The following is a 23,389-nucleotide window of genomic DNA, read 5'->3' on the forward strand; positions in this document are numbered from 1 at the left end:
CTATACACAAACCCATATGTATAATACTATACACAAACCCATATGTATAATAATTCAAATGCCTAGAATTTGAAAAGTTACAGTATTCTAGAGTGTAATAGGATTTGTCAATAGGAGATGTCTCTATTGAACCATTGAARGAATGAGAGAAACGGCTATGGCATTATCAAGTTCCAAACTGATTAACATTACTTTAATAATAGTAATATTATCAATAGGGATACTTTTACTTGATAAATTCTCGAAGGAAATATTACCTATAACTGAAGTGGAAGTCCCAAACCTTATAGGTATGAACATACACAAAGCAACAATTAAAATTATTCAGAAGAATTTTGAGTATGAACAACCTGAATACTCGTGTAATCAAACAATTGATAATGATATAGTGATAAACCAAAAACCATTTGGAATGCAAGTAAAACCTAAATCCAAAATTGTACTTTACGTAAGTAAAGGGAAATGTCGATGAACTAGGTGGAAGGTTCATAAAGTTGAAGTTCCAATTAGTATAAGGAGACGAGGAGTTATTAGGAAAACCAATAAACACTACCCCCGTCGCCGTCTCTAGAAGACGGTTTTGTTTGACGATGGAATCTATATAATATATTCTATAAGAAATACTTCGAGCAATAGGTTGCACGGAGGAAGGATTGATTACTACAGTCAAAGGATTGAGTTATGATGGATACAATAAAGCCGACATTCGTGCAGAAGCAGAACATAAGCACAGACTTAGCGGTATATATCAAGCAGCAAATTCTCGAGGGCACGCTGAACCCAGGGGATCGAATTGTAGAGACGAAAGTAGCGCGGGAACTAGGCATCAGCCAAACTCCAGTCAGGGAAGCGTTACGGCAACTGCAAGGTGAGGGCATTGTGACGATTCAGCCGAACAAGGGACCGATTGTTAATACATTTGATACGAAGGATGTCTTCGAGATTTACTCGATCCGCTCGATGCTGGAAGGTTTGGCGATCCGCCTTGCCATTCGCCATGCTACGGAGGAAGATATTCGCAATCTGGAACGGTTCTATGAGCAGATGACTGGCAAAGTACACGACAGCAGCGTCGTCTACTTGATGCAGGATTCGTTCTATATCCACGAAACAATCATTAATTTGTCCAAGCACGGTCGCCTCATCTCCATGTACAAGTCGATCTCTCTGCAGATCTCGCTCGTCAACCGATTGCTCGGTACGAAGAAATCAAAGCAAAATGAAGTGGACCAGCACGGGGAATTGATCGAAGCACTCAAGAGCCGAGATCCGGAAGCGGCGGAGAAGATTATGCGCAGGCATATTTACCGCTCCTATTGTGAGTTCAAGGAATTGAACGGACTGTCAGCGGAAGACGAGGAAGAGCTCCTGCTCGTGGACTTTTAATCGTGTATCAAGGAACACAAGAGTACTCCAAGTAGAGAAATTTACCGTCCAGTCACATTTGACTAGGGCGTTTTTTTTGACTTTAAAGGAGTATAAGTAAGTTCCGGGGCCCCCACAAAGTAGTAGGATTTCGCTTCGAAGGCCCACTTCACTTTGTGGGGTGATTTGTCGAATGAAGCAAGTAAATATTCGTTGACATTAAATATTATATATAATATATTGTGTGTAATTAATGGTGGTAAATAATACTGGGGAGGGTATTAACTTGACTCATCCGAACGAACATCCTTCCATCTCTATCTTAAGAGATATGATTCGCATTCAAAGTGTAAACCCCCATTATGGAACTGATGCTTCGGGTGAAGCTGGGATGTGCGATTATTTGGAAGCTAGATTAAGGAAACGGGGCATCTCCGTTCGTAGACAGCATGTAAGGCCTGGACGGGATAATCTGATCGCGGAGCTTCGCGTGGGGAAACCTGAGAACACTCTTCTGCTTGAAGCTCATATGGATACAGTTTCATTGGGCAGCATGGTCGATCCTCTTAACCCTATCATTCGCGATGGGAAAATGTATGGCCGCGGTTCATGCGATACGAAGGCGTCCTTGGCAGGCATGGTATATGCGCTGGAACAGTGCGCCGAGCATCCGGAACGGCTTGCAAATGACCTAGTACTGTGTGCAGCCGTCGATGAAGAGCATGAATATCAAGGCTTGCGAGCTTTTCTGGAGCTGGATATGCCGTTTGCAGGTGCAGTAATAGGTGAACCGACGGAGATGGGCATTGTCATCGCACACAAAGGATGCTCCAGATTCGCTGTACATACGCATGGTGTTGCCGCTCACAGCTCGATGCCGGAGAAGGGGAATAGTGCCATCTATCAGATGATGGAGGTGCTGCGGTTCATCCGCGAGCAAGTGGAGCCAGAGCTGGCCGAACGTGCACACCCGTTATGCGGCAAGCCAACGATTGCGGTAGGAACGATAGTAGGCGGGACGCAGATTAATATCGTGCCAGAATCGTGCGTCATCCAAGTGGACCGCCGAATCATTCCCGGTGAATTCGCGGATGAAACGATGCTGCAGTTCGAAGATCAGCTACGAGCTTTCACGACTGGCAAGGGCGTGGATTTCTCAATCGAGCCGCTGTTGCTGGATTGGGCACTTGATACGCCGGCTCATACCGGGATCGTACAGTATGCGAGACTTGCCGCCGAGTCATTAGGGCTCCCGTCTGCACTCATCGGCGTGCCGTATGGAAGTGACGCGAGCAAGGTGCTTCGCAAAGGGATTCCGTCTATCGTATACGGGCCTGGTTCGATTGCACAAGCGCATTCCAGGGAAGAGTGGGTTCCCGTGGAGGAAGTGGGTCAGGCTGCGGAGTTTTACTTGCATCTGGCGCAAACGTTCATGAGTGGTCAGTTGGATGGGACGGAGGGAAGTGGGGGATGAAGCTGTGCGATCGGGTTTATCTGGTAGGGAGCGGCAAGCATGGGATGGAGCTGACGCATCCGATGGACTGCAATGTGTACTTGCTGGACGGAGGAGACGAGTGTGCGCTGATCGATGCTGGAAGTGGAGTCGAGCCGGAACGAATCGTGGCGCAGATTGAAGCCGCTGGGTTCTCGATGTCCAGTGTAAAGAAGCTGTTGCTTACTCACATGCATGGAGACCATGCGGCAGGGGCGTTATTTTTCCAGCAACGGTATGGGATGCACGTGTATGCTTCTGCCGAAGGAGCGCCTTGGCTGGAGCAGGCCGACCATGAGCGTACGAGCTTGAATGCGGCGATAGGAGCTGGGGTGTACCCGGAGCATTTCGAATTTCCAAGCTGTCCGGTTAGCGTGAGATTGAACGAAGGAGATCGGGTACAGGTCGGTCAGTTGGAGCTGGAAGTATGGGAGACGCCGGGACATTCTCGAGGGCATGTCAGCTATATGATGATGGAAGACGGTCAGCGATCGATTTTCTCAGGAGATGTACTGTTCGGAGGAGGGAAGATCGTCCTTCAGTCGATATGGGATTGCAGCATTCAGGATTATAAAGCAACGATCGAGAAGCTGCATAGGGGCGGAATAGAGCGATTGTTCCCGGGACACAGCACATGCTTGTTAGCCCGAGCCGACCGGCATATCCAGATCGCCTACGATGCGTTCGCTCGTCTGGAGCTGCCACCCAATCTATAGATCTAGGAATAACAGAGAAACAGAAATAGGGAATATGGGGAAGCGAGGAAATCAGATGGATGCTTTACTTAGTAAATCGAATTTTATTGGCTTGGACGATATCGTCTGGCTTTACAGCGGAGCGGAGACGCCTCCCTATAGCGGCGGTATGGATGCGGTCCAGCAATATATGCTGAATCGCCGCCAAGGCCCGATCGGGCGCGAGTTGAACTCGGCTGTGGAACAGTCGTTAAGAGACAATCTGGCTCAGCTCCTTCATGGGACATCCGAGCAGATTGCGTTGATGTCTAACGCCTCGGAGGCTATTTGCTCGGTTGCGCTCGGGCTGCCGCTGCAAGCAGGAGACAACGTCGTCATTCATGAGCTGGAATTCCCCTCCGGGGTTCTTCCTTGGCTTACACTAAGGGAGAAAGGCATAGAAGTGCGGGTCGTGCCGCATCAAGACTGGAATGTCAGCGCTGAACAGCTGCTGCAGCATGTGGATCAGCGGACCAAGCTCGTTTTTACAAGTCATGTGAGCTATATGTCTGGCGGGCGACTTGATTATAAGAAGCTGTATGCTCAATTGAAACAAACCGACACGCTGCTCTTCCTGGATGCAACGCAATCCCTTGGTGCTATTGATGTAGACGTGAGGCATACAGACTTGCTCGTTTGTAGCTCTTACAAGTGGTTGTTATCGGTTCACGGACTTGGCATTCTTGCCCTCAATCCCGACCGCACTTCGCATCTGCTTTCCAATTCGGTTGGATGGCGCAGTGTGTCCGACTTATTCAGCGAAACCCGCTTCGAACGGTATGAGCTTTACAAAGATGCTCGTCGCTTCGAACTGGGGTATCCCAGCTATCCTTCGATATATGCGATGAACGCTTCTACTGCGGCACTGCTTGACGTTGGCGTGGAACGCATCGAACATCACATCACCCAATTAAGCGGTCGTCTGATTGAGGGACTGCAGGCGAAAGGCTATTCCATTATGACGCCACGTGATCCGAATGAACGGGCAGGCAACATTAGCATTCGATGCCCTGACGGCGAAGGGATGGCAGGCCGATTATGCGAGCAAGGGGTCTACTTGTGGGGAGGTGATGGAAGAATTCGCGCATCGGTTCATCTGTTTAACGACAGCGAGGATATTGATCGGTTGATTGCGCTAATGCCGCATGCTGAAGCTTCGTCCTAATTCTATACTTCAATCTGCTTGCCTATATAAAAGGGGATGACACAATGAAAACGTTACGATGGGATGCTCCGAAAACAATGGAGTGGGTGACAGCCGAAAAGCCGCAGCCCAATGACACGGAAGTATTGATTCGGGTACAGACAGTCGGGATATGCGGCTCCGAGATCGAAGGTTATCTCGGCCATAACAGCCTGCGTATACCGCCGCTTGTGATGGGCCACGAATGCTTCGGCCACGTAGAGTCGGTCGGCACCTTAGCGGCGCAACGCGGCATCCGCCCGGGGCAGCCGGTCGTCATCAACCCGCTGCTCCGCTGTGGCGAGTGCTGGCATTGCCGGCGCGGCCTGCCGCAGCTATGCGGCGAACGCCGCCTGATCGGCGTGCACCGACCCGGCGCCTTCGCGCAGTGGGTCGTCGTGCCCGCCTCGGCCGTCGTGCCGGTGCCGGACGCGCTGCCGGCGCACCGCGCCGTGCTCGCCGAGCCGCTCGCGTGCTCGCTGCGCGCGGTGCGCCGTGCGCTGGACGGGCACGTGCTGCCGCACGTGCTCGTCCTGGGCGCCGGCGGCATCGGGCTGCTCGCCGCGGCTTGCGCCAAGCGGCTCGGGGCGGCGTCGGTGACGATCGCCGACGTGAACGAGGAGCGGCTGCGCATCGCGCGCGAGACGTATGCGGATGCCGTCATGAATCCGCAGAAGCAGGATCTGGCCGCTTACGCGCGCAGCCAGTACGGCACCGATGGCGTCGAAGTGATCATCGATGCCGCGGGTTTTCAATCGACGCGGGAAAGCGCCATCCGCGCGGTCAGCCCAGGCGGGACGGTGATGAACATCGGCCTCGGCATTGACCAGACCGAGTTGCCGATTAACGCAACGATTCGCAGTGAGATTCGCATGCTCGGGTCATTTTGTTACGCGGACCAGGATTTCGACGACGCGGTACGGTTGTTAGTGGACGGGGTCGTAACCGAAGAGGGTTGGACGGAAGTGCGTCCTCTCGCACAAGGAGCGGCCGCATTCGACGATCTGGTATCCGGGCGAGTTCATGCCGGTAAGATCATCCTGGAGCCGTGGTAAGCAAAGTAAGTAAGGTACGCCTTGGCATAGTACGCACCAATCCATAAAAAGTGAGCAACAGAGAGGGAGGTTCCCATGAATCGTAATGGAAAGCCAGTAAAAGTAGGAATCATCGGTCTGGGCAGTTGGGGATCGTGTCATCTGGAAGCATTTTCCTCAATGCCCGAAGTAGAAGTGGTCGCGATCTGCGACATCCGTGAAGAACGGCTCCAGCAAGCTCAGAGCCGATACGGTGTACCGCTCGTGACAACGGACTATGAGCGAATGTTCGCAGAGGCCGAACTGGACCTGGTGAGTGTATGCAGCCTGGAGAGTGAGCATCTACTGCCGACCCTGCAAGCGTTGGGGCGCGGCATCAATGTAATCGTTGAGAAGCCGATTGCGACGAATCCCGCATCCGCCCAACAAATGTGGAAGGCTGCCGTCGATAACGGAAAACACATCTTCGCCGGCCATCTGCTGCGCTTCGAGCCCCGATACGCAGCGATCCAGCATGCGATCGCGTCCGGGCGTCTCGGCGAACCTAAGAGCATGTTCTTCAAGCGGTCGCGTACTAGAGCGATGTTCCAGACCTATAAGCGGACACATACTGTGTACGAGTTGACCGTTCATGACCTGGATCTCGCGATCTGGTACGCCGGCAGCCGGGTTAAGTCGGTCAAGGCGTTCGGTCGGAATGCCGTAGACGAAGCGACCCCGGACATCCTGTGGGCGTCACTGGAATTCATCAACGGCTCGCTAGCCGTGCTGCACAGCAATTGGGCAACACCGGACGAAGCCGGTCTTGTGATGAACGATGCTGTTGAGGTGATCGGCACGAAAGCCACGGCCTGTTTCGACAATCTGGGCACGGGCCTGCAGTTTCTGGAATCGGCTGGCCGCCAATCGCCAGATCCATTCATACATCAAATGCTGAACGGAGCCGCATCCGGCGCATTGCGCGACCAGCTGCAGTACATATGCCGCAGCCTGCAATCGGGTTCGGATCCGGTTCATACCTCGTTCCTCGATGCGCTGCACGGCATTCAAGTGGCGGACGCGATCATCCGCTCGATCGAACATCAATGCGAGGTCCGCATCGAATAGAATGTGCTTGCGCCCCAACCGCACTGCTCGATCGAACGTGAGCGGCCGGAATTGAATAGGAGGTTACTGTCCAAATGAAGCGAATCGCTATGGGACTGCTCTCTATGTTGCTGGTAGGAACGACAGTGCTTGCAGGTTGCGCTGACAACGGCTCCAACTCAGCCAAATCTTCGATGAAGAATGGGAAGTATGATCCGCCGATTACGATTACGACAGCAGGAGAAACGCCGCAATCCGTCAAGTATGCGAGCGGAGACTCCGTAGATAACAACCCCTGGACCCGGGCATATGAGAAGGAATACGGCATCAAGGTGAAGACGTTATGGGAAGTCGACAAGGCCCAGCTCGATCAGAAAATAAACCTGATGATCGCTTCCGGCGATCTGCCTGATTTCTTCAAAGTGAACCCGGTTCAATTCAAACAACTGGCCGATGCTGGACTCATTCAAGATCTTACGGAAACGTACAACAAGAACGCTTCGGAAGGCGTCAAAACATTATTGAAAGAAGGCGGCGACCAGCCGATGAAATCGGCTACGATCGGCGGCAAATTAATGGCGATTCCGTTCACCGGTGGACCGATGGAGCGCTCTCCCGTGCTGTGGCTCCGCTACGATTGGCTCAAGAAACTGAACTTGCCGGAACCGAAGACGATGGACGATTTGTACAAAATCAGTGAAGCGTTCACGAATCAGGACCCCGACGGCAACGGGAAGAAAGACACGTTCGGCTTGGCGTTGGACAAAGATTTCACGGTGCTGAACGGTTTCGTCAACGGATACAAGGCGTACTTGGACATCTGGATCAAGGATGCATCCGGGAAGCTGGCGTACAGCTCCATCATGCCGGAGATGAAGACCGCGCTCAAGAAGCTGCAGGACATGTACAAAGCCGGCCAGATTGAGACCGATTTCGGAGCGAAGGCGAAGGCGAAGGTAGGCGAATCGTTGACGGCCGGGAAGATTGGGATGGCCTATTTGTCCCCATTCGACGTTCTGGCGTTCCAGGCTGGGGTAGATAAGGACCTGGCGATGGAGTGGAAAGCTTATGCGATTCCTTCGGTTGACGGTAAACCGGCGCTGAATCAAGTTGGGCTCGGCATCAACGGGTACTGGGTCGTCCGTAAAGGCTACGAGCATCCGGAAGCGATCTTGAAGCTGCTGGACTTCTGGTTGAATACATTCTACTTGAACAAATCGATGGACGTCCATTATCAGTACAACAACGACAAGGACACGAACCAGGAAATTTACATCATGAGCAAAATATTCGCCTACAAACCGTTCAAAAACACGGACGAAGCACTGCGCATCACCGAAGCGATGGAGTCGAAAGACACGTCCAAGCTGACCCCTGACGACAAAGGCGCCTACGACAACATGAACAAATATTTGAAGGGTGATCGGTCGTTCTGGTACTGGAACGCGATTTTCAATAAGGGCGGGTCCGCTTCCATCGAGCATTATTACAAGAACAGCAAACTGTACATGCTGAACGAGTTTTACTCCGCCCCCACGCCGAGTATGGCGGACAAGGGGCCGAACCTGACGAAAACGCAGCTGGAGACGTTCACGAAGATCATTACCGGCGCGGTCTCCATCGACGAATTCGACAAGTTCGTAGACAGCTGGAAGAAGCTAGGCGGCGACGAAATGACGAAGGAAGCAAACGACTGGTACGTTAAGAATAAGTGAAGCGCTCCGGGCAGGGAGGGGATCGTCTCCCCTCTCTCCTCCATTTCTACTCCACAGGCGGTGATGGACGTTGAAAGTGTCGAAAGGGTTCCGGCGCAACATTCCACTGCACTTGATGATATTACCGGGTTTCCTGCTCGTGCTGATCTACAGCTATGGGCCTATGTTTGGCATTGTGATTGCCTTTGAGCGGTACATACCGGCTAGAGGCTTTTTTGCATCTGAGTGGGTCGGGTTCAAGAACTTCGTCTACATCTGGAATATTCCCGATACACTGCAAGTGTTGGGCAATACCTTATTTATCGCGATTATGAAAATCATTGCAGGTCTGGTAGTGCCGATCCTCATCGCCCTGCTGCTGAACGAAGTGAGCCAGAAGCTGGTGAAGCGGGGGATTCAGACGATGATATATTTACCCCATTTCTTATCCTGGGTCATTCTGGGCGGCATCTTGGTCGATATTTTGTCTCCGATCAATGGCATCGTGAACAATACGTTGGGCTGGTTCGGGATACAACCGATCTATTTTCTAGGCAGCAACGGCTGGTTTCCTTATTTACTCGTCGCTTCGAACGAATGGAAGGAATTCGGCTTCAGCACGATCGTCTATCTAGCCTCGCTCACGAGCATTAATCCATCCTTGTACGAAGCAGCCGTTGTGGATGGGGCGAACCGGCTGAAGCAGACGTGGCACGTAACTCTTCCGGGTATGGCTCCGATCATTGTCCTTATGACGACGCTCAGTCTCGGAGGCATCCTGAATGCCGGCTTCGAGCAGGTGTTCAATCTGTACAGTCCTCAAGTGTATGAGAGCGGAGACATTCTGGATACGTATGTATACCGGATGGGGTTGATCGACATGCAGTACGGACCGGCTACGGCGATTGGGCTGTTCAAATCGGTCGTCTCCTTCTTATTCATCTCCTCGGCTTACTACTTGGCTTATCGGTTCGCGAAGTATCGAATATTCTAGTTCAGATAAGCTGAGGAGCGAGGGGAGGAACGGTTATGTTGTACGAAAAATCATTGTCTAGACGTGTATTCCAGGTGGTGAATTATACATTCTTGATCGTGCTCGCTTGCCTCTGTCTGCTGCCCTTGATCCATGTCTTTTCGATCTCTCTCAGCTCGAATGCTGCTGCTTCCGCCGGAGCGGTCAAGCTGTGGCCGGTCGATTTCAATCTGAAATCGTATCATTACGTGGCGGGCAAGGAGCAATTTTTCCAGGCGTTGTTTGTCTCGATCCGTAGGGTGCTGCTGGGTACGTTCCTCAACATGGCGCTTACCGTGCTGATTGCTTATCCACTTGCCAAGGACACTGCGGCGTTCAAGTCCCGGACGTTCTATTCCTGGTTCTTCGTTCTGACGATCCTGTTCAGCGGCGGTCTAATTCCTCACTACATGATTATCAAATCGACGGGGTTGCTCGACACGATCTGGGCGTTGGTGCTGCCTGGGGCAGTTCCAGTCTTTAATGTCATATTGCTGTTGAATTTCTTCCGGGGGTTGCCACGTGAACTGGAGGATGCTGCATTCATCGACGGTGCCGGTCACATGAGGACGCTGCTGCAAATTTTCATTCCGCTCTCGGCCCCGGCTATTGCCACGGTCGGCTTGATCACGGTAGTCAGCCATTGGAACGCTTGGTTCGACGGTCTTATTCTGATGAATTCACCGGCCCATTACCCGCTGCAGAGCTATTTGCAGACCGTGGTGACCAAAGACTATACGTCAGTCGGGATGGAAGAGCTGCGCGAGATGAAGGAGCTCTCAGACCGAACGATTAAGGCGGCGCAAATCTTCCTGGGCGCCCTGCCCATCTTACTGCTCTATCCGTTTTTGCAAAAATATTTTGTCAAAGGCATGGTGCTGGGAGGAGTCAAAGAATGAACGTGTATGACAAGCTTGGTGTCCGGACGCTGCTGAACGCGGCAGACTCTTATACAATCCTGGGCGGCTCGGTTATGCCACCGGAAGTCATGCAGGCGATGGAGGAAGCTAGCCGACATTTCGTGATGTTGGAGGAGCTTCATGATCGGGTCGGGGAGGAATTGGCGCGGTTGACGCGCAACGAAGCGGCGATGGTGACGAGCGGGGCGTCTGCGGGTTTAGCCATTGCGACGGCGGGACTTGTTACGGGGCGTGACATTACGAAGACACGGAAGTTCCCTCATCTGGAGGGTATGAAGGATGAGGTTATCGTGCTGCGCTGTCAGCGCAATGGGTTCGATCTGGCGATCAGCCAGACTGGTGCGAAGCTGGTAGAGGTGGGCGATGTCGAGTCTACATTCGATTGGCAGCTGGAGGCTGCTATCGGTGAGCAGACGGCTGGCGTGTTCTACTTCGATTCGACGACATACAGCCGGGGCGCGTTGCCACTGGACACCGTCATCCGGATCGCCGCCGCGCGCGGTGTCCCGGTTGTAGTCGACTCGGCGGCACAGTTGCCGCCGATGGACAATTTGTGGCGCTACACGGAGATGGGCGCCGATCTGGTTATATTTTCCGGCGGCAAGACGCTGCGCGGGCCGCAGAGCAGCGGCTTCATCGTCGGCCGCCGGGAGCTTGTTGCCGCGTGCCGGCTGAATGCCGGGCCCGCGATCTCCATCGGCCGACCGATGAAGGTCGGCAAGGAGGAGATGTGCGGCCTGCTGGCCGCCGTCGAGCGCTATGTCGGTCTCGACCACGCTGCCGAGGAGCTGCGCTTCGAGGCGATGGTCGAGCGGGCTGTGCGCGAGCTGGCGGCTTGCGGGTACCGCACGCGCCGGGTGTACCCCGGCCCGACGGGGCAGCATTATCCGCGGGCGGCAGTATCGGCTGGCGAGCGGATGACGGGTGCGGAGCTGCAGCGGCGGCTTGCGGAGGGTGCGCCGTCGGTTTGGGTGGCGCACGCGCCTGAGATGAATTGGGATTGTAGCGGCGGTGCTAATTTCAGATTCGATGGTATCTTTCTTAACCCGCTTCATCTGAGTGATGACGATTTCGAACTTGTGCTGAATCGAATGAAAGCATTAATCGCTGAATCGGAGGAGATCTCGCCATGAACAAGAAGAAGCTGCGTGTTGCCGCTATCATTACCGAATATTGGGACATTTCGCATGCGGACGTGATCGTGACCAAGATGCTCGAGGGATTCCGTCTAGATGGGCGTAAGATTACGTCGACGCTTGAAATTGTCGCGATGTACGTCGATCAGACTCCCATTCAAGACATGAGCCGCGATTTGTCGCTGAAGCATGGATTCCCAATATACAAGACCGTTAGCGAGGCATTGTTATGCGGCGGGAATGAATTCGCCGTGGATGGCATCATTATTATAGGAGAGCATGGTGCCTATCCGAGCAATGAGCTGGGGCAGACCTTGTACCCTCGACGACGGCTGTTCGAGGATTGTCTGCAGGTTATGCTGGAGAAGGAACGGGTCGTCCCGGTCTACTCGGACAAAGGCTTTGCCGTCGTTCACGAGGACATCGTATGGATGTACGAACAGATCAAGCGCCATCATATCCCGTTCATGTCCAGCTCCGTCATCCCGTTCGGCTGGAGACATCCGGTGCACACTCCGTTCCCGAACGGCGCTCCGCTGCATCGGATGTTCGGCTTCGCTTACGGCTCACTGGAACGCTATACGTACCATGCGCTGGAGATGATGCAATGCCTGGCGGAGAATCGCGCATTTGGGGAGACGGGGATTGACCGAGTCCGAGCATTCAAAGGGAAGCAGGCGATTCACAAGCTGCTGTCCGATGACTGGCGAGTGTTGTACGAGTCGCTAGGCGGCTTCATTAACTTGCGAGATGTCGATACGTTCCCGCATAGTCTGGTCGTTCCGGTCTTCTTCGAGCTGGATTATGCAGATGGACTGACGTCGGGCATCCTGTTCGCCGATCCGCTCACTTACAAGCCGGAAATCCAACGATTCGTCTCTACATACCAAGTGGCTCCAGGCGAACAGCCGATATGCCACGAGTTCCGGATCCAGGATCAGAAACCGTACATGCACTTTGGCCGACTTGTGTTGGAGATTGAGCGCTTCCTGCATACGGGGCACGCGCCGTTCCCCGTTGAACGGTCACTGCTGACGACTGGTGGACTGGATGCCCTGATGCAAGCGCACCATTATGAGCGGGAGATCGAGACTCCGCATCTGAGCGTGAAGTATTAAGCTAACGCTGGAGGGAATCTCACGAGATGAACACGCACGGGCATAGTCAGGGGCGTTTACAGTGGAGCAATCCGAAAACGAGGCTGTCGATTCATTGTTGATTGAAGCAAAACGGCCGTTCCAAGTGAAAAAGGACCCCTTAGCTCAAACATCTTGTTTGAACCTCCCTGATTGTATAAGGGATTCAGTGGTGGGGAGGTTCAAGCCAAAACTCGCCGGGGTCCTCTTTTTCACTTTCCACTCCTGTGTCCACAATGAATCGACAGCCTCGAAAATCGTCTTAAAACATAACTTCCGGCCTCGGAGCGGGCTGTAAGATGGAAAAACCGTATTACAGCGTGACTTCCGGTCACCGAAGGAGCTGTAAGACGGAAAAATCGTCTTGCAGCATGACTTTCGGCCTCCGAAGGAGCTGTAAGACGGAAAAACCGTATTACAGCGTGACTTCCGGTCACCGAAGGAGCTGTAAGACGGAAAATCGTCTTGCAGCATGACTTCCGCCCTCGGAGTGGGCTATAAGACGGAAAAACCGTCTTGCAGCATGACTTTCGGCATCCGAAGGAGCTGTAAGACGGAAATATCGTCTTGCAGCATGACTTTCGGCCATTGAAGGAGCTGTAAGACGGAAAAATCGTCTTACAGCGTGACTTTCGGCCATTGAAGGAGCTGTAAGGCCGAAAACGAAGCTGTCGATTAACTGTGAACAAGAGGAGTGGAGAGTGAAAAAGAGGACCCTGGCGAGTTTTGGCTTGAACCTCCATACCGCTAAATCCCTTATACAATCATAGGAGGTTCAAACAAGATGTTTGAGCAGAAGGGTCCTTTTTCACTCGGTACGGCCGTCTTAGCCTCTATCAACAGTTTATCGACAGCCTCAAAACCGGCCTTACAGCTGTGTCGGTATACGCTTGTGCCGACTAGCCCTTGACACTACCAAGAATAATGCCCTTCATAAAAAACTTTTGCAGGAACGGGTACACGAGCAGAATCGGCAACGCCCCGAGAAAGATTTGCGCCGCGCCGAACGTCTTGTTCGAGATCTGCTTCAGCAGGGCGTCGTTGGTCAGCGATTGCACCGCAAGATCCTGCATAATGACTACGGTTTGCAGATAGCTCTGGAGCGGGTACTTGTCAGGGGAATTCATGTAGATGATTCCATCGAACCAGGAGTTCCAGTGGCCGACCATGGAGAATAAGGTCAACGTGGCCAATGCTGGCAGGGACAGCGGGACGAATAGCTTCCACAGCACCGTATAGTGGCCGGCTCCGTCCATGAACGCCGATTCCTCCAACTCTCGTGGCAACCCGCGGAAGAAGTTAAGCAGCAGCACGACGCTGAATACCGGGACGGCATTAGGGATGATCAGCGCCCATATGGTGTTTAACAGTCCAGTCTTCTGGATGACCATATAGGTCGGGATCAAGCCGCCGCCGAACAGCACCGTGATGAAAAAAATCCATACGTACACCGAACGAAGACGGAACACTTTCGTTTCCTTGGACAACGGATAAGCGGTAAGAATAATCATGAGCATGTTCAATGAGGTGCCAAGCAATACCCGTTTCACTGAAATGATGAGAGCGTGCAGGAATTCCTTTTTCTCTAGCACATATTGATAAGCGCTCGTGTTGAACCCAATCGGCCACAACTTGACTAGTCCTGCTCCGGCTGCTGTGCTATTGCTTAGCGATACGGCCAGTACATGAACGAGTGGGAGGATACAGACGAGCGACAACACAGCCAGCAATGTGTAATTGATGATAACAAACAGCCTTCTTCCGTAAGAAGGGTTCTCCACCATTGTCCAGCCCTCCTTAGAAAATGCGATAGTTGGCTAACCGGTAAGCGAGCCAATAGGATACGGTGATGAGAAAGAGGGAAATAACAGATTTGAGCACGCCAACAGCTGTTGCAAGGCTGTATTGCGATTGCTGCAAGCCCATGCGATACACCATTGTGTCGATGATATCACCTGTTTCGTACACCTGGGGGCTGTACAGAATGAACACCTGCTCGAAGCCAGCATTCAGAATGTTGCCTAGGCTTAGTGTAACGAGCAATACGATGATCGGGCGCATGCCGGGAAGGGTAATATGCCATGTCTGGCGCCACCTTCCGGCCCCGTCGACTACAGCGGCTTCATAGAGAGTCGGATCGATGCTCGTTAAGGCAGCCAAGTAGACGATCGTGCTGAAGCCGAACTCTTTCCATTCGTTCGAGAACACAAGGACGTAACGGAACCAGTTGTTATCACCTAAGAAGTAGATCGGTTCCGTTCCGAACAAGCCAAGCATCTGATTCACAAGTCCTTTGGTCGGAGACAATATATCGATCATAATTCCTCCGACAATGACCCAGGACAAGAAATGAGGCAAGTAGATGAGGGTCTGTACACCGCGTTGAAACCATTTTTTCGTAATCTCATTTAATAGCAGCGCAGTCACGATAGGCATAATGAGGCCAATCACGATTTTCATAACTGCGATTATTAGCGTGTTCCAGAACACAAGCGCGGTGTCGGGCAAGGCGAACAAGTACGTATAGTTGCTCAGCCCAACCCACTCCGATTTCAGAATGCCAAGAGTCGGCATGTAGTTCTCGAATGCCATCAGAATCCCAATCATCGGGCCGTAGTGATAGATGACAATGATCAATAAGCCCGGAATGATCATGAGATGAAGCGGCGATTCCTGCCTGAGTTTATTCAGCATGTGTCTTGCCTCCGTTTTCCAGCGAGCGAGTGCCTTTCCGTGTAAAAAAGGAGGAGGGAGGACCGAACCTGATCCGAGCCTGGTGTGACAATGACCCGAATCTGGTCTGATCCGGCTGCAACGGGTCTGAACTCAGTCCGACCCGATCCGAATCTGGGTTGCCCCTGGTCAGCATCTAGTCCGAGTACGAACTGATTCCGGTCGCTCCTCCCTTGATCTTCAAGCCATTACTTACTCTTGAACCAGTCGTTTACTTCCTTGGTAATCTCATCTCCACCGAGCTTTTTCCAATCACTAACAAACTGGTCGAAGGTGTCGAGCGGCGCACCGAGAATGATCTTGGTCATCGTCTCCAATTCCATCTTCTTCAGGTTGGCGTCCTTCTGGACCATAGCAGGAGTCGGTATGGTTATGAACTGGTCGGGCATGAACTGGTTGTTCTTCACGTAATTGTTCACGATGTCTCCGGAACCGCCGGGGCCGCTGCGTGCATTGTTATACCATTGCTCCACTTCACCGGCCTTGAATTTCAGGATGTTCTGATACACCTCCCGTTCTTCCGGGGTTAGCTTGGCGAGATCGGCGGCAGCGGCCGGTTTGTCGCTCTTCAACAGGGGCTCCAGATGTGTCGTGATTTGCGCGTTTTTGAACGTCTTGTAGATTTTCACCGGGGCATTCATCCAGTTGGAAATTTTCGTATCGATGTCGTAGTTGTATTGTTTGTAAATATCATCGGATGTGTTCTCATAGAAATACTTCAACCACAATTCCGTGATCTTCAGCACCGCTTCCGGGTTTTTCGTCCCTTTCTTAACGACCCAGATTCCATTGTTGAATAGATTGAGCGGATGCTGCAGCTGAGTCGGACTGCTGTCGATCGAAGGAACGGAGTAAGGGATCCACGCATTTTTAGGCGTTTGTGTAGAGAGAGGAGAGTTAGCCGAGCTGATCCCACCGAACGTCATGCCGATCTTGCTGCTGCCGTAGCTTTCGGTAACCTTAGGTCCGTCCTTGACTCCGAACTCGCGATCGATTTGACCATTCTTGAACATGTCCTGCAGCTTGCCAAGCGCGGTTTTCATTTCCGGCTGAATGCTGCTATAGACGAGACTGCCGTCCTTGCCTTTGATCCAGATTCCTTTGTAGGCGTGGAAGCCGTTCATGAAGCCGGTCGCCATGTTGATATCTTTGTCCATAGCCAAACCGAACGTGTCCGCTTTCCCATTACCGTCAGGATCTTTAGTTGTAAACGCTTCCGAAATAGCGAGCACATCGTTCATCGTCTTGGGTCCAGGCAAGTTTACTTTCTTAAGCCAATCTTCGCGAATCCATAATATCGGCACGGATTCCTTGGCGACTCCGGTGAACGGAATGCCCATCATCTTCCCATTAACCTTGGTCGCTTCGAGCGGTTCAGGCCCGGCATCCTTGATTACCTGTTTAACTAATTCTGGCGCGTATTGCTGGTACACACTCGTGAGATCCTCGATCATGCCGGCTTTGACCAGTTGAGCGAACTGCTTCGTATTCGCCAGAAAGAAGTCGGGAATATCGCCGGAAGCAATCATCAGGTTCGTCTTTTGCTCCAGCTCGGCGGAAGGAACTTCCCATAAAGTCGTAAGCTTGATGCCAAGTTTGTCTTTCAAATAACGGGTCCAGGGGTTGTTGTTCATGTCATCTCCCTGATTGTACTTCGGTACGCCGTAGGTGAAGTTGACCGTCTTGAGCTCAACCGCCGGTTCGAATTTGTCTGGCATTCCTTTGGCGGCGGCCGGTGGTTCCGACGGTTTCACTGACGTTTCCGGCTTGAGTAGGCTCTCTGTTGGTTTACTCGACCCGGACGTGCACCCCGTAAAGACGATGGACATCGCTATTCCCAGCATGCAAACAGTTTTGACTTGCTTCATCGTTGAGATCACTCCCTCTTAAAATGTTGTATAGCGGTTAACCACATCGCTTACGATTTCATCTTGGCATGGTGAGGGATTGGGGGCTAGCTGTAGTTTTCGATGTTATTAACCTTTTCGGCAGTAAACTGGAAGTGCATATTATGTGGGCAAATGAATATTGCGCTTGAATCTGGTTTTGCTAAGCTAGCTATGTGCGATGAATTTCATTCTAAGGAGGAAAGACCGGATGGTTGAAAAGCTACCTTTCCCTTATAAGAAAAATTTGCTGTTGTTTAAACTGTTAGCTGCTTTCTTTGCGGTTATCGTCTTGCTCGTCTCCTTTAATGTAATCTCTTACACTTATTTCAGCAATAACATCCAGCAAGAGATTATTCGCTACAACACCCAGAATTTGACGAATACGGTGGAACGGTATGAGAATCATTTGCAAATTATTCAAGGGGCGGTTACGAGACTGTTTTTCAATCAAAAGGTGCTTCTGCTGAACGAGCTCGGCCACTCGGAGCAATTCGATCCGGTCAATCAGGTCGTGGAAGAAATTCAGAATATTCTCCGCAACGAGCAGTTGTATCTCGACAACCTGATCATCCTCTATGAGAAGAATGGCTTCGTTGTCGAGCGCAACGGGCCAAGCCAGCTGAACCAAATGTTCGGCAGTTATTACAGCAGTAAGGACTACAGTCCAGAGTTTTGGCGCAGCCAGCTGCTACAGAATTATAAATCTAAAGTATTCCCGCAATCCGTCTTCAAGCTGTCCTCCAGCAACTCGAGTGCTAACTTGATTCCAGTCATCTTCAAGAGCAAAGTGAACGACGAGTTCTATATCGCAGCGATGCTTAATGCGAACCAACTATTCACAGCGTTTCACAATTCGGTCAACAACCGCTTCTATATTGCCGATGCTTCCGGTCAAATCCTATACCATTCCAACAATGATCCGTTATCCACCACTATTATGTCGAAGCTGGGGGGCGGACGGAATGAGCTGGAGCTCGATGGCAATTACTATTTCTACCATACCAGCACCATAAGCGGGTTAACCTACATTAACGTAATCCCTAATACGACGATTGCGGAAGGCATGTCTCAGCTGAACCTTGTGTTGATAGCGCTGCTGCTGGGGGCGGTTCTCATCAGTATCGTCGTCTCTGTCGTCGTTAGCTTCAAATTCAACAGCCMGATTCAAGCAATCATCTCCAGCATCCAGCGGACGGCCCCGGACAGCTCGCTTCGCAGCAAAATCGTCGAATTCAATGTGATCCATAACAAGATCAATCAGATGATGAAGACGAATCAGGATATAAGTCTCGACTTGAATCGGAAAAATTCAGAGCTGAAGCAGCTTGGTTACATTCGGATGGTCAAAGAAATTCATCCTGATACAGGCGGTCTCACAGGTGCGAACAAACCGTTCTACATGATCGTATTTCACCTAACGATGCAGCAAGCATTCCATGAGTTAACCAGCGAAGAGCAGACTAGAGCCGTGTATTATCTGAAAGAATTCATCAGCATTTCCATTGCGGAAGTGTTCGGAGATACGATCACCTTACAGATGGAGAAGAATCAAATCTTATCCTTAATATTCATGGAGGAGGAATACCCGGCGTTTATTCAGCATTTGGAGCGGCTTAAGCAGTTGTTCGATAATGACAAAAGCTACTGCTGTCTTACGATTGCAGTGAATCCGGTCCTATATCGCACTGAACAATTTGCATCCGCTTACAAGCTTACTTCTGACATGACCCGGCAGCGGCTGTTGAATGATGAGACTCAGATCATTACCAGATGGACACCACCGCAGACGGAGATCGTCTGGTTCCTTCCTGCTCATGAGCAGGAATTCATCGCTAATCTGCAGGCGGCCCAAGGTCAACAAACCATTGCGATTGTAACGAGACTGTTGCAGCGGATGGAGAAGAAGGAAGCCTGGCAGCTGGATTACGTCGATCTTGCCCGAGAGATTGTGGACAAAACCGTCAGGACGCTGGCAGCAATGAACTTGGATATCAGCCCTATGCTTGGTGAGAACGGATATAACCGTCAGTTGGAAGGCTTCACTTCGGTTCAACAATATATCGCGTTTTTCGAGCATTTTCTGACAAATATAGTGAATGTGATCATGGAGAAACGGGAAGATCACGATGCGATTCTGGCATTCTTGCTGGATTATGCGAGCCGGCATTACAACGAAGATATGTCGCTTGAGACGGTTGCGGATAAGCTTAGTTTGTCGTCCGGCTACGTATCCAAGTATTTCAAGGAAAAGACCGGCAGTAATTTCTCCGATTTCCTCAACGAGCTGCGTATTCAAAAGGCTAAGGAGTTGCTTCAGTATTCTAATTGTAAAATTCAGGATGTAGCGAGTCAGGTCGGCTACTTCAATGTCAACTCGTTCATTCGCATGTTCCGTAAGGTGACGGGAATTCCACCTGGGGAATACCGCAGGATGAACCTCATTCCAATGAGCACGACTTATGATTCTGCCTTCCAGCAGGATGCTTAACTTAGGTTTTGGGATTGAAACCATACAACATATTTCATGGGATGAGGAAAGGAAGGGACAGGAACATGGAACAGCGTTACGCATTTCGCAAAAGGTTAGAGGCCGTGCACAAGCCGGACCGCCGCAACTCGGAGACACAGGTGGCACCGAACGAGGCCGAAATTGACGACAGTTGGTTTATACAGTATACAGAGGGGGCTGATCCCTCCATCGTACACGTGGCCAAAGACTTGCAGGATTACTTGTTCGTCAGCATGGGCGTTTCTGTCCGTCTGCGGCTTGTAAGCTCGCTTGAGGAGGGACTGGGTGAGGTTGAGAAGTGCATCCTATTGGGGACCCGGGATGAACTTCCTTCGATAGGTGCTTTACTAGGAGTAGCGAGAAGCTATCGAATCGTATCGGACCTTAATCATATAATCGTTTGTGGATTCGATGCGAGAGGCGTAGGTCAGGGCAGTTTCTTCTTAGAAGACCTGATGAACCTCAGAGAAGCTCCGATAATCGCCCAGCAGGATACAACGCGCGAACCGATATTTTCCCCGAGAATGGCCCATTCCGGCTGGGGACTCGATCAATTCCCGAATGCACACCTGAACGCAATGGCCCATGCCGGCATCGATTCCGTTCTAGTCTTCGTGGAGGATGTAGATAAGAGTCCGGATGGCTATCAGGACTTCAACAATTTGGTGGACCGGGCCGACCTACACGGCCTCGACGTCTACATGTATAGCTACTTGAAGAGCACCAAACATCCTGACGAACCAGACGCAGAGACTTACTACGATGGGACGTACGGTAAAATATTCAAAGCGTGCCCGCGCTTCAAGGGCGTCATCTTCGTTGGAGAATCGTGCGAGTTTCCGAGCAAGGACCCTAATACGACCGGCGTCCTCCGGCTGGATTGGCCTGCGGACAAACCGAAGACGAAGCCGAGTCCGGGCTGGTGGCCTTGCACCGATTACCCGCAATGGCTGAACATGCTGAAGAAGGTGATCCGCAAGCATAATGCCGAAGCCGACATCGTGTTCTGGACGTATAACTGGGGTTGGGCACCAGAAGAAGAACGATTGAGACTGATCCGGTCAATTCCGGAGGACATCACGTTGCAGGTTACTTTCGAGATGTTCGAGCAGTTAAAGCATGAACATGTTACGAATGTATGCGTGGATTATACCGTTTCCTTCGAAGGACCCGGTCGATACTTCAGCAGCGAGGCGGCTGCCGCTCACGAACGCGGACTGAAGTTGTACACGATGAGCAACACGGGCGGCCTCACCTGGGACATCGGCGTCATCCCGTACGAGCCGGTTCCCTTCCAATGGGCAAGAAGGCACGCTGCGCTAATCAAAGCCCACGAAGACTGGGGTTTATCTGGACTGATGGAGACGCACCACTTCGGCTGGTGGCCATCCTTCGTCAGCGAATTGACGAAATGGACGTACTGGAAGCCGAGTCCTCCGCTTGAAGAGACGTACGCAGCTCTCGCCCGGCGCGACTTCAGTGAAGAAGCCGTTCCCCATGTACTTAGCGCCTGGCAGCATTGGAGCGACGGCATACGGGATTACGTCCCGACGAATGAGGACCAGTATGGTCCGTTCCGGGTAGGCCCGTCCTATCCGATGGTGTTCCGACAAGGGGTGAAGATGCCGGCCTCTTGGCATGCGATGTTCGGCAACGAAATCGTATCTACGAACTATGCACCTGCGGAGAGTACTCGCCAATCGCTCGGCATTTCCCGCTTCGAGGTGGAGATCCGCAGCCTGGAGCGAATGGCGGATCGTTGGCGGCAAGGCAACCGCAGCCTCGAAGAGGCGATCCGGCTTACGCCTGAACGTAAGCATGGGGAAGCGGAGCTGTTGCTCGGACTGAACCGATTCATCGTGCTTGCTGTGCAGACGACGATCCATATGAAGAACTGGTGGTTGTTGAAGCAGCTCCTGTTTCAGGAGCCGGACGCTCAGAAAGCGAACGCCATTCTGGTCGAGATGATAGCTCTAGCCGAACGGGAAATTGCCAATGCTGAGGCGGCGATCCCGTTAGTCGAGAACGACTCCCGACTAGGCTGGGAGCCTAGCATGGATTATATGACCGATGTGGAACATCTCAATTGGAAGATAGCCCAGGTGCGTTCGGTGCTAGATAACGAGATTCCGGATTACCGCAAGGCGATTGCCCTTACTGGTAGTTTGCTGCATTCCTAGTGGTAGAGTTGCTATATCTGAACTATGAAAAGCGCCTTCGGGCGCTTTTTTTCATTCCTCTAGCTCACTTGTAACCTGTATGGATAGACTGGTAGAAAACGGGGGTGGGGTAAGCTTCGCTTGTACTACCCCAATGTGGGGAGTCACTAGTTATGTATATTTAGAATCTAGGTGTGAATATTAAAACTTAAATATGCATTGTCATCTATGCTCTTATCATCTCAGAAAAAATTCATCGTACCACCGTGGCCATGATCGGTGGGCTTCTCATTGTTGCACTTGGCATCGTGGACCAAGAGACAGCAATGCATCATATAGATTTCAACACAATTGGTCTCTTGATAGGTATGATGATCATCGTGAGCATAACCGCTGACACGGGACTATTTAAACCAACGATCATGTTCATGTTCTATTCCGAGCATCCTAACATGGAACTATCGAAATTGCATAATGACAGATTGGATCCTATCATTAGCTCAGAAAGCGCTGTCAATGAGAACATTTGTTTGGTATAATCAATTCATACAAACGTTCTTATTTTTTTGATGTGGGAAGGCAGGCAAGAGCCGATAAATCTGATTACATGTTTAGAAGCGGCAGGATCATCTATTACCATTTCAACCCTATCGAGAATCAGGAAAGGAGGAGAAAACGAAGTGATCCGATGTGTGAAAACAGCGTTTCAAACTTCAAAAGCCAATCAGGATCGATTATTTGAGTGCAATCGCATTTCAGCACAAATTTGGAATGAGTGCCTATCTCTTGCCAAGGACTTTGCCACCCAACACAACGGAAAATGGATTGGAAAAACAGAACTTCAAGCAACATTGAAACATCGATTTCCCTTGCATTCACAGTCCATACAGGCGGTTAGCCATAAATATGTATTTGCCCGAGACAGCGCAAAACAGAGTAAAAGCAAAGGGTTGAATAGCAAGTACCCCTACAAGAATAAAAAGGTTTTCAATACGAAATGGGTAGACAAATCGTTMAAGATAGAAGGCAATGTGATTGAACTGAGTTTAGGTATTCAAGACGGGAAACGACAACGACCGATCCAAATCACCGTACCTCACTTGCCTACTGCAGAAATCAAAGAAATTGAACTTGTGTTTGACCGGAAACTGATGGTAGCCATGAGCTATGAAGATGGGAAAGCAGCAACGGAAAACCAAGGAAATCAAGTTGTTGGTGTTGATTTGGGTGAAATTCATTCCATCACAGCGACGACCACAGAAAACAAAGCTGTCATCATCACAGGAAGAAAAGTAAGGAGCATACAC

General features: G+C 51.2%; 18 protein-coding genes and 1 pseudogene. 16 read left to right on the plus strand and 3 right to left on the minus strand.

Annotation, left to right across the window (positions count from 1 at the left end; all coding sequences use genetic code 11):
- Positions 1–157: 157 nt before the first annotated feature.
- From AC1DWB_RS25835 to AC1DWB_RS25890, 12 genes are all read left to right on the plus strand, one after another.
- Positions 158–472, plus strand: a complete 315-nt coding sequence (locus tag AC1DWB_RS25835) for a PASTA domain-containing protein (protein ID WP_477543970.1) — start codon at positions 158–160, stop codon at positions 470–472.
- Positions 473–681: 209 nt separating this feature from the next.
- Complete coding sequence (locus AC1DWB_RS25840) at positions 682–1,386, plus strand: GntR family transcriptional regulator (RefSeq protein WP_477543971.1); 705 nt, start codon at positions 682–684, stop codon at positions 1,384–1,386.
- A 265-nt stretch (positions 1,387–1,651) separates the two neighbouring features.
- The gene (locus AC1DWB_RS25845) at positions 1,652–2,839 is read left to right on the plus strand and encodes a M20 family metallopeptidase (protein ID WP_477543972.1); all 1,188 of its coding nucleotides are present in this window, start codon (positions 1,652–1,654) and stop codon (positions 2,837–2,839) included.
- Positions 2,836–3,573 carry an MBL fold metallo-hydrolase gene (locus AC1DWB_RS25850; RefSeq protein WP_477543973.1) on the plus strand — a complete coding sequence of 246 codons (738 nt, stop codon included), beginning with the start codon at positions 2,836–2,838 and terminating at the stop codon, positions 3,571–3,573. The genes AC1DWB_RS25845 and AC1DWB_RS25850 overlap by 4 nt, the downstream gene beginning before the upstream one ends.
- 55 nt (positions 3,574–3,628) lie before the next feature.
- On the plus strand, positions 3,629–4,756 hold the full coding sequence (locus AC1DWB_RS25855; RefSeq protein ID WP_477543974.1) for an aminotransferase class V-fold PLP-dependent enzyme: 1,128 nt from the start codon (positions 3,629–3,631) through the stop codon (positions 4,754–4,756).
- 44 nt (positions 4,757–4,800) lie between these two features.
- A complete protein-coding gene (locus tag AC1DWB_RS25860) occupies positions 4,801–5,829 on the plus strand; it encodes a zinc-dependent alcohol dehydrogenase (protein WP_477543975.1) in 1,029 nt (342 codons plus the stop codon).
- A gap of 75 nt (positions 5,830–5,904) precedes the next feature.
- Positions 5,905–6,915 (plus strand): Gfo/Idh/MocA family protein, encoded by a 1,011-nt coding sequence (locus tag AC1DWB_RS25865; RefSeq protein ID WP_477543976.1) that lies wholly within the window; start codon positions 5,905–5,907, stop codon positions 6,913–6,915.
- Positions 6,916–6,989: 74 nt separating this feature from the next.
- On the plus strand, positions 6,990–8,609 hold the full coding sequence (locus AC1DWB_RS25870; protein ID WP_477543977.1) for an extracellular solute-binding protein: 1,620 nt from the start codon (positions 6,990–6,992) through the stop codon (positions 8,607–8,609).
- A 115-nt stretch (positions 8,610–8,724) separates the two neighbouring features.
- Positions 8,725–9,582, plus strand: a complete 858-nt coding sequence (locus tag AC1DWB_RS25875; protein ID WP_477543987.1) for an ABC transporter permease — start codon at positions 8,725–8,727, stop codon at positions 9,580–9,582.
- A 35-nt stretch (positions 9,583–9,617) separates the two neighbouring features.
- Positions 9,618–10,499, plus strand: a complete 882-nt coding sequence (locus AC1DWB_RS25880) for a carbohydrate ABC transporter permease (protein ID WP_477543978.1) — start codon at positions 9,618–9,620, stop codon at positions 10,497–10,499.
- Positions 10,496–11,653, plus strand: a complete 1,158-nt coding sequence (locus AC1DWB_RS25885) for an aminotransferase class V-fold PLP-dependent enzyme (protein WP_477543979.1) — start codon at positions 10,496–10,498, stop codon at positions 11,651–11,653. Before AC1DWB_RS25880 ends, AC1DWB_RS25885 begins: the two co-directional genes overlap by 4 nt.
- A complete protein-coding gene (locus tag AC1DWB_RS25890) occupies positions 11,650–12,774 on the plus strand; it encodes a hypothetical protein (RefSeq protein ID WP_477543980.1) in 1,125 nt (374 codons plus the stop codon). The genes AC1DWB_RS25885 and AC1DWB_RS25890 overlap by 4 nt, the downstream gene beginning before the upstream one ends.
- Positions 12,775–13,691: 917 nt before the next feature.
- Here the strand turns inward: AC1DWB_RS25890 and AC1DWB_RS25895 are convergent.
- From AC1DWB_RS25895 to AC1DWB_RS25905, 3 genes are all read right to left on the minus strand, one after another.
- Complete coding sequence (locus AC1DWB_RS25895) at positions 13,692–14,576, minus strand: carbohydrate ABC transporter permease (RefSeq protein WP_477543981.1); 885 nt, start codon at positions 14,574–14,576, stop codon at positions 13,692–13,694.
- Positions 14,577–14,589: 13 nt separating this feature from the next.
- Positions 14,590–15,486 carry an ABC transporter permease gene (locus tag AC1DWB_RS25900; RefSeq protein ID WP_477543982.1) on the minus strand — a complete coding sequence of 299 codons (897 nt, stop codon included), beginning with the start codon at positions 15,484–15,486 and terminating at the stop codon, positions 14,590–14,592.
- Positions 15,487–15,713: 227 nt separating this feature from the next.
- Positions 15,714–17,393, minus strand: a complete 1,680-nt coding sequence (locus AC1DWB_RS25905) for an extracellular solute-binding protein (RefSeq protein WP_477543983.1) — start codon at positions 17,391–17,393, stop codon at positions 15,714–15,716.
- 229 nt (positions 17,394–17,622) lie between these two features.
- Here AC1DWB_RS25905 and AC1DWB_RS25910 point away from each other — a divergent pair, with 229 nt between their 5' ends.
- The 4 genes and pseudogenes from AC1DWB_RS25910 to AC1DWB_RS25925 all read left to right on the plus strand — a co-directional run.
- On the plus strand, positions 17,623–19,902 hold the full coding sequence (locus AC1DWB_RS25910) for a helix-turn-helix domain-containing protein (RefSeq protein ID WP_477543984.1): 2,280 nt from the start codon (positions 17,623–17,625) through the stop codon (positions 19,900–19,902).
- 65 nt (positions 19,903–19,967) lie between these two features.
- Positions 19,968–22,103 (plus strand): hypothetical protein, encoded by a 2,136-nt coding sequence (locus AC1DWB_RS25915; protein ID WP_477543985.1) that lies wholly within the window; start codon positions 19,968–19,970, stop codon positions 22,101–22,103.
- 191 nt (positions 22,104–22,294) lie between these two features.
- Positions 22,295–22,534: pseudogene (locus AC1DWB_RS25920) on the plus strand (SLC13 family permease); the annotation flags it as partial.
- Positions 22,535–22,762: 228 nt separating this feature from the next.
- A partial coding sequence (locus AC1DWB_RS25925; RefSeq protein ID WP_477543986.1) for a nuclease/transposase family protein occupies positions 22,763–23,389 on the plus strand: 627 nt, incomplete at its 3' end.

The organism is Paenibacillus sp. P4_E11 (genome assembly GCF_056401635.1).

Excerpts from the sequence above, each read along its gene's own strand:
- AC1DWB_RS25835 (WP_477543970.1), top strand. The coding sequence starts at position 158 with ATGGCATTATCAAGTTCCAAACTGATTAACATTACTTTAATAATAGTA.
- AC1DWB_RS25840 (WP_477543971.1), top strand. The coding sequence starts at position 682 with ATGATGGATACAATAAAGCCGACATTCGTGCAGAAGCAGAACATAAGC.
- AC1DWB_RS25850 (WP_477543973.1), top strand. The coding sequence starts at position 2,836 with ATGAAGCTGTGCGATCGGGTTTATCTGGTAGGGAGCGGCAAGCATGGG.
- AC1DWB_RS25855 (WP_477543974.1), top strand. The coding sequence starts at position 3,629 with ATGGATGCTTTACTTAGTAAATCGAATTTTATTGGCTTGGACGATATC.
- AC1DWB_RS25860 (WP_477543975.1), top strand. The coding sequence starts at position 4,801 with ATGAAAACGTTACGATGGGATGCTCCGAAAACAATGGAGTGGGTGACA.
- AC1DWB_RS25865 (WP_477543976.1), top strand. The coding sequence starts at position 5,905 with ATGAATCGTAATGGAAAGCCAGTAAAAGTAGGAATCATCGGTCTGGGC.
- AC1DWB_RS25870 (WP_477543977.1), top strand. The coding sequence starts at position 6,990 with ATGAAGCGAATCGCTATGGGACTGCTCTCTATGTTGCTGGTAGGAACG.
- AC1DWB_RS25875 (WP_477543987.1), top strand. The coding sequence starts at position 8,725 with ATGATATTACCGGGTTTCCTGCTCGTGCTGATCTACAGCTATGGGCCT.
- AC1DWB_RS25880 (WP_477543978.1), top strand. The coding sequence starts at position 9,618 with ATGTTGTACGAAAAATCATTGTCTAGACGTGTATTCCAGGTGGTGAAT.
- AC1DWB_RS25885 (WP_477543979.1), top strand. The coding sequence starts at position 10,496 with ATGAACGTGTATGACAAGCTTGGTGTCCGGACGCTGCTGAACGCGGCA.
- AC1DWB_RS25890 (WP_477543980.1), top strand. The coding sequence starts at position 11,650 with ATGAACAAGAAGAAGCTGCGTGTTGCCGCTATCATTACCGAATATTGG.
- AC1DWB_RS25895 (WP_477543981.1), bottom strand. The coding sequence starts at position 14,576 with ATGGTGGAGAACCCTTCTTACGGAAGAAGGCTGTTTGTTATCATCAAT.
- AC1DWB_RS25900 (WP_477543982.1), bottom strand. The coding sequence starts at position 15,486 with ATGCTGAATAAACTCAGGCAGGAATCGCCGCTTCATCTCATGATCATT.
- AC1DWB_RS25905 (WP_477543983.1), bottom strand. The coding sequence starts at position 17,393 with ATGAAGCAAGTCAAAACTGTTTGCATGCTGGGAATAGCGATGTCCATC.
- AC1DWB_RS25915 (WP_477543985.1), top strand. The coding sequence starts at position 19,968 with ATGGAACAGCGTTACGCATTTCGCAAAAGGTTAGAGGCCGTGCACAAG.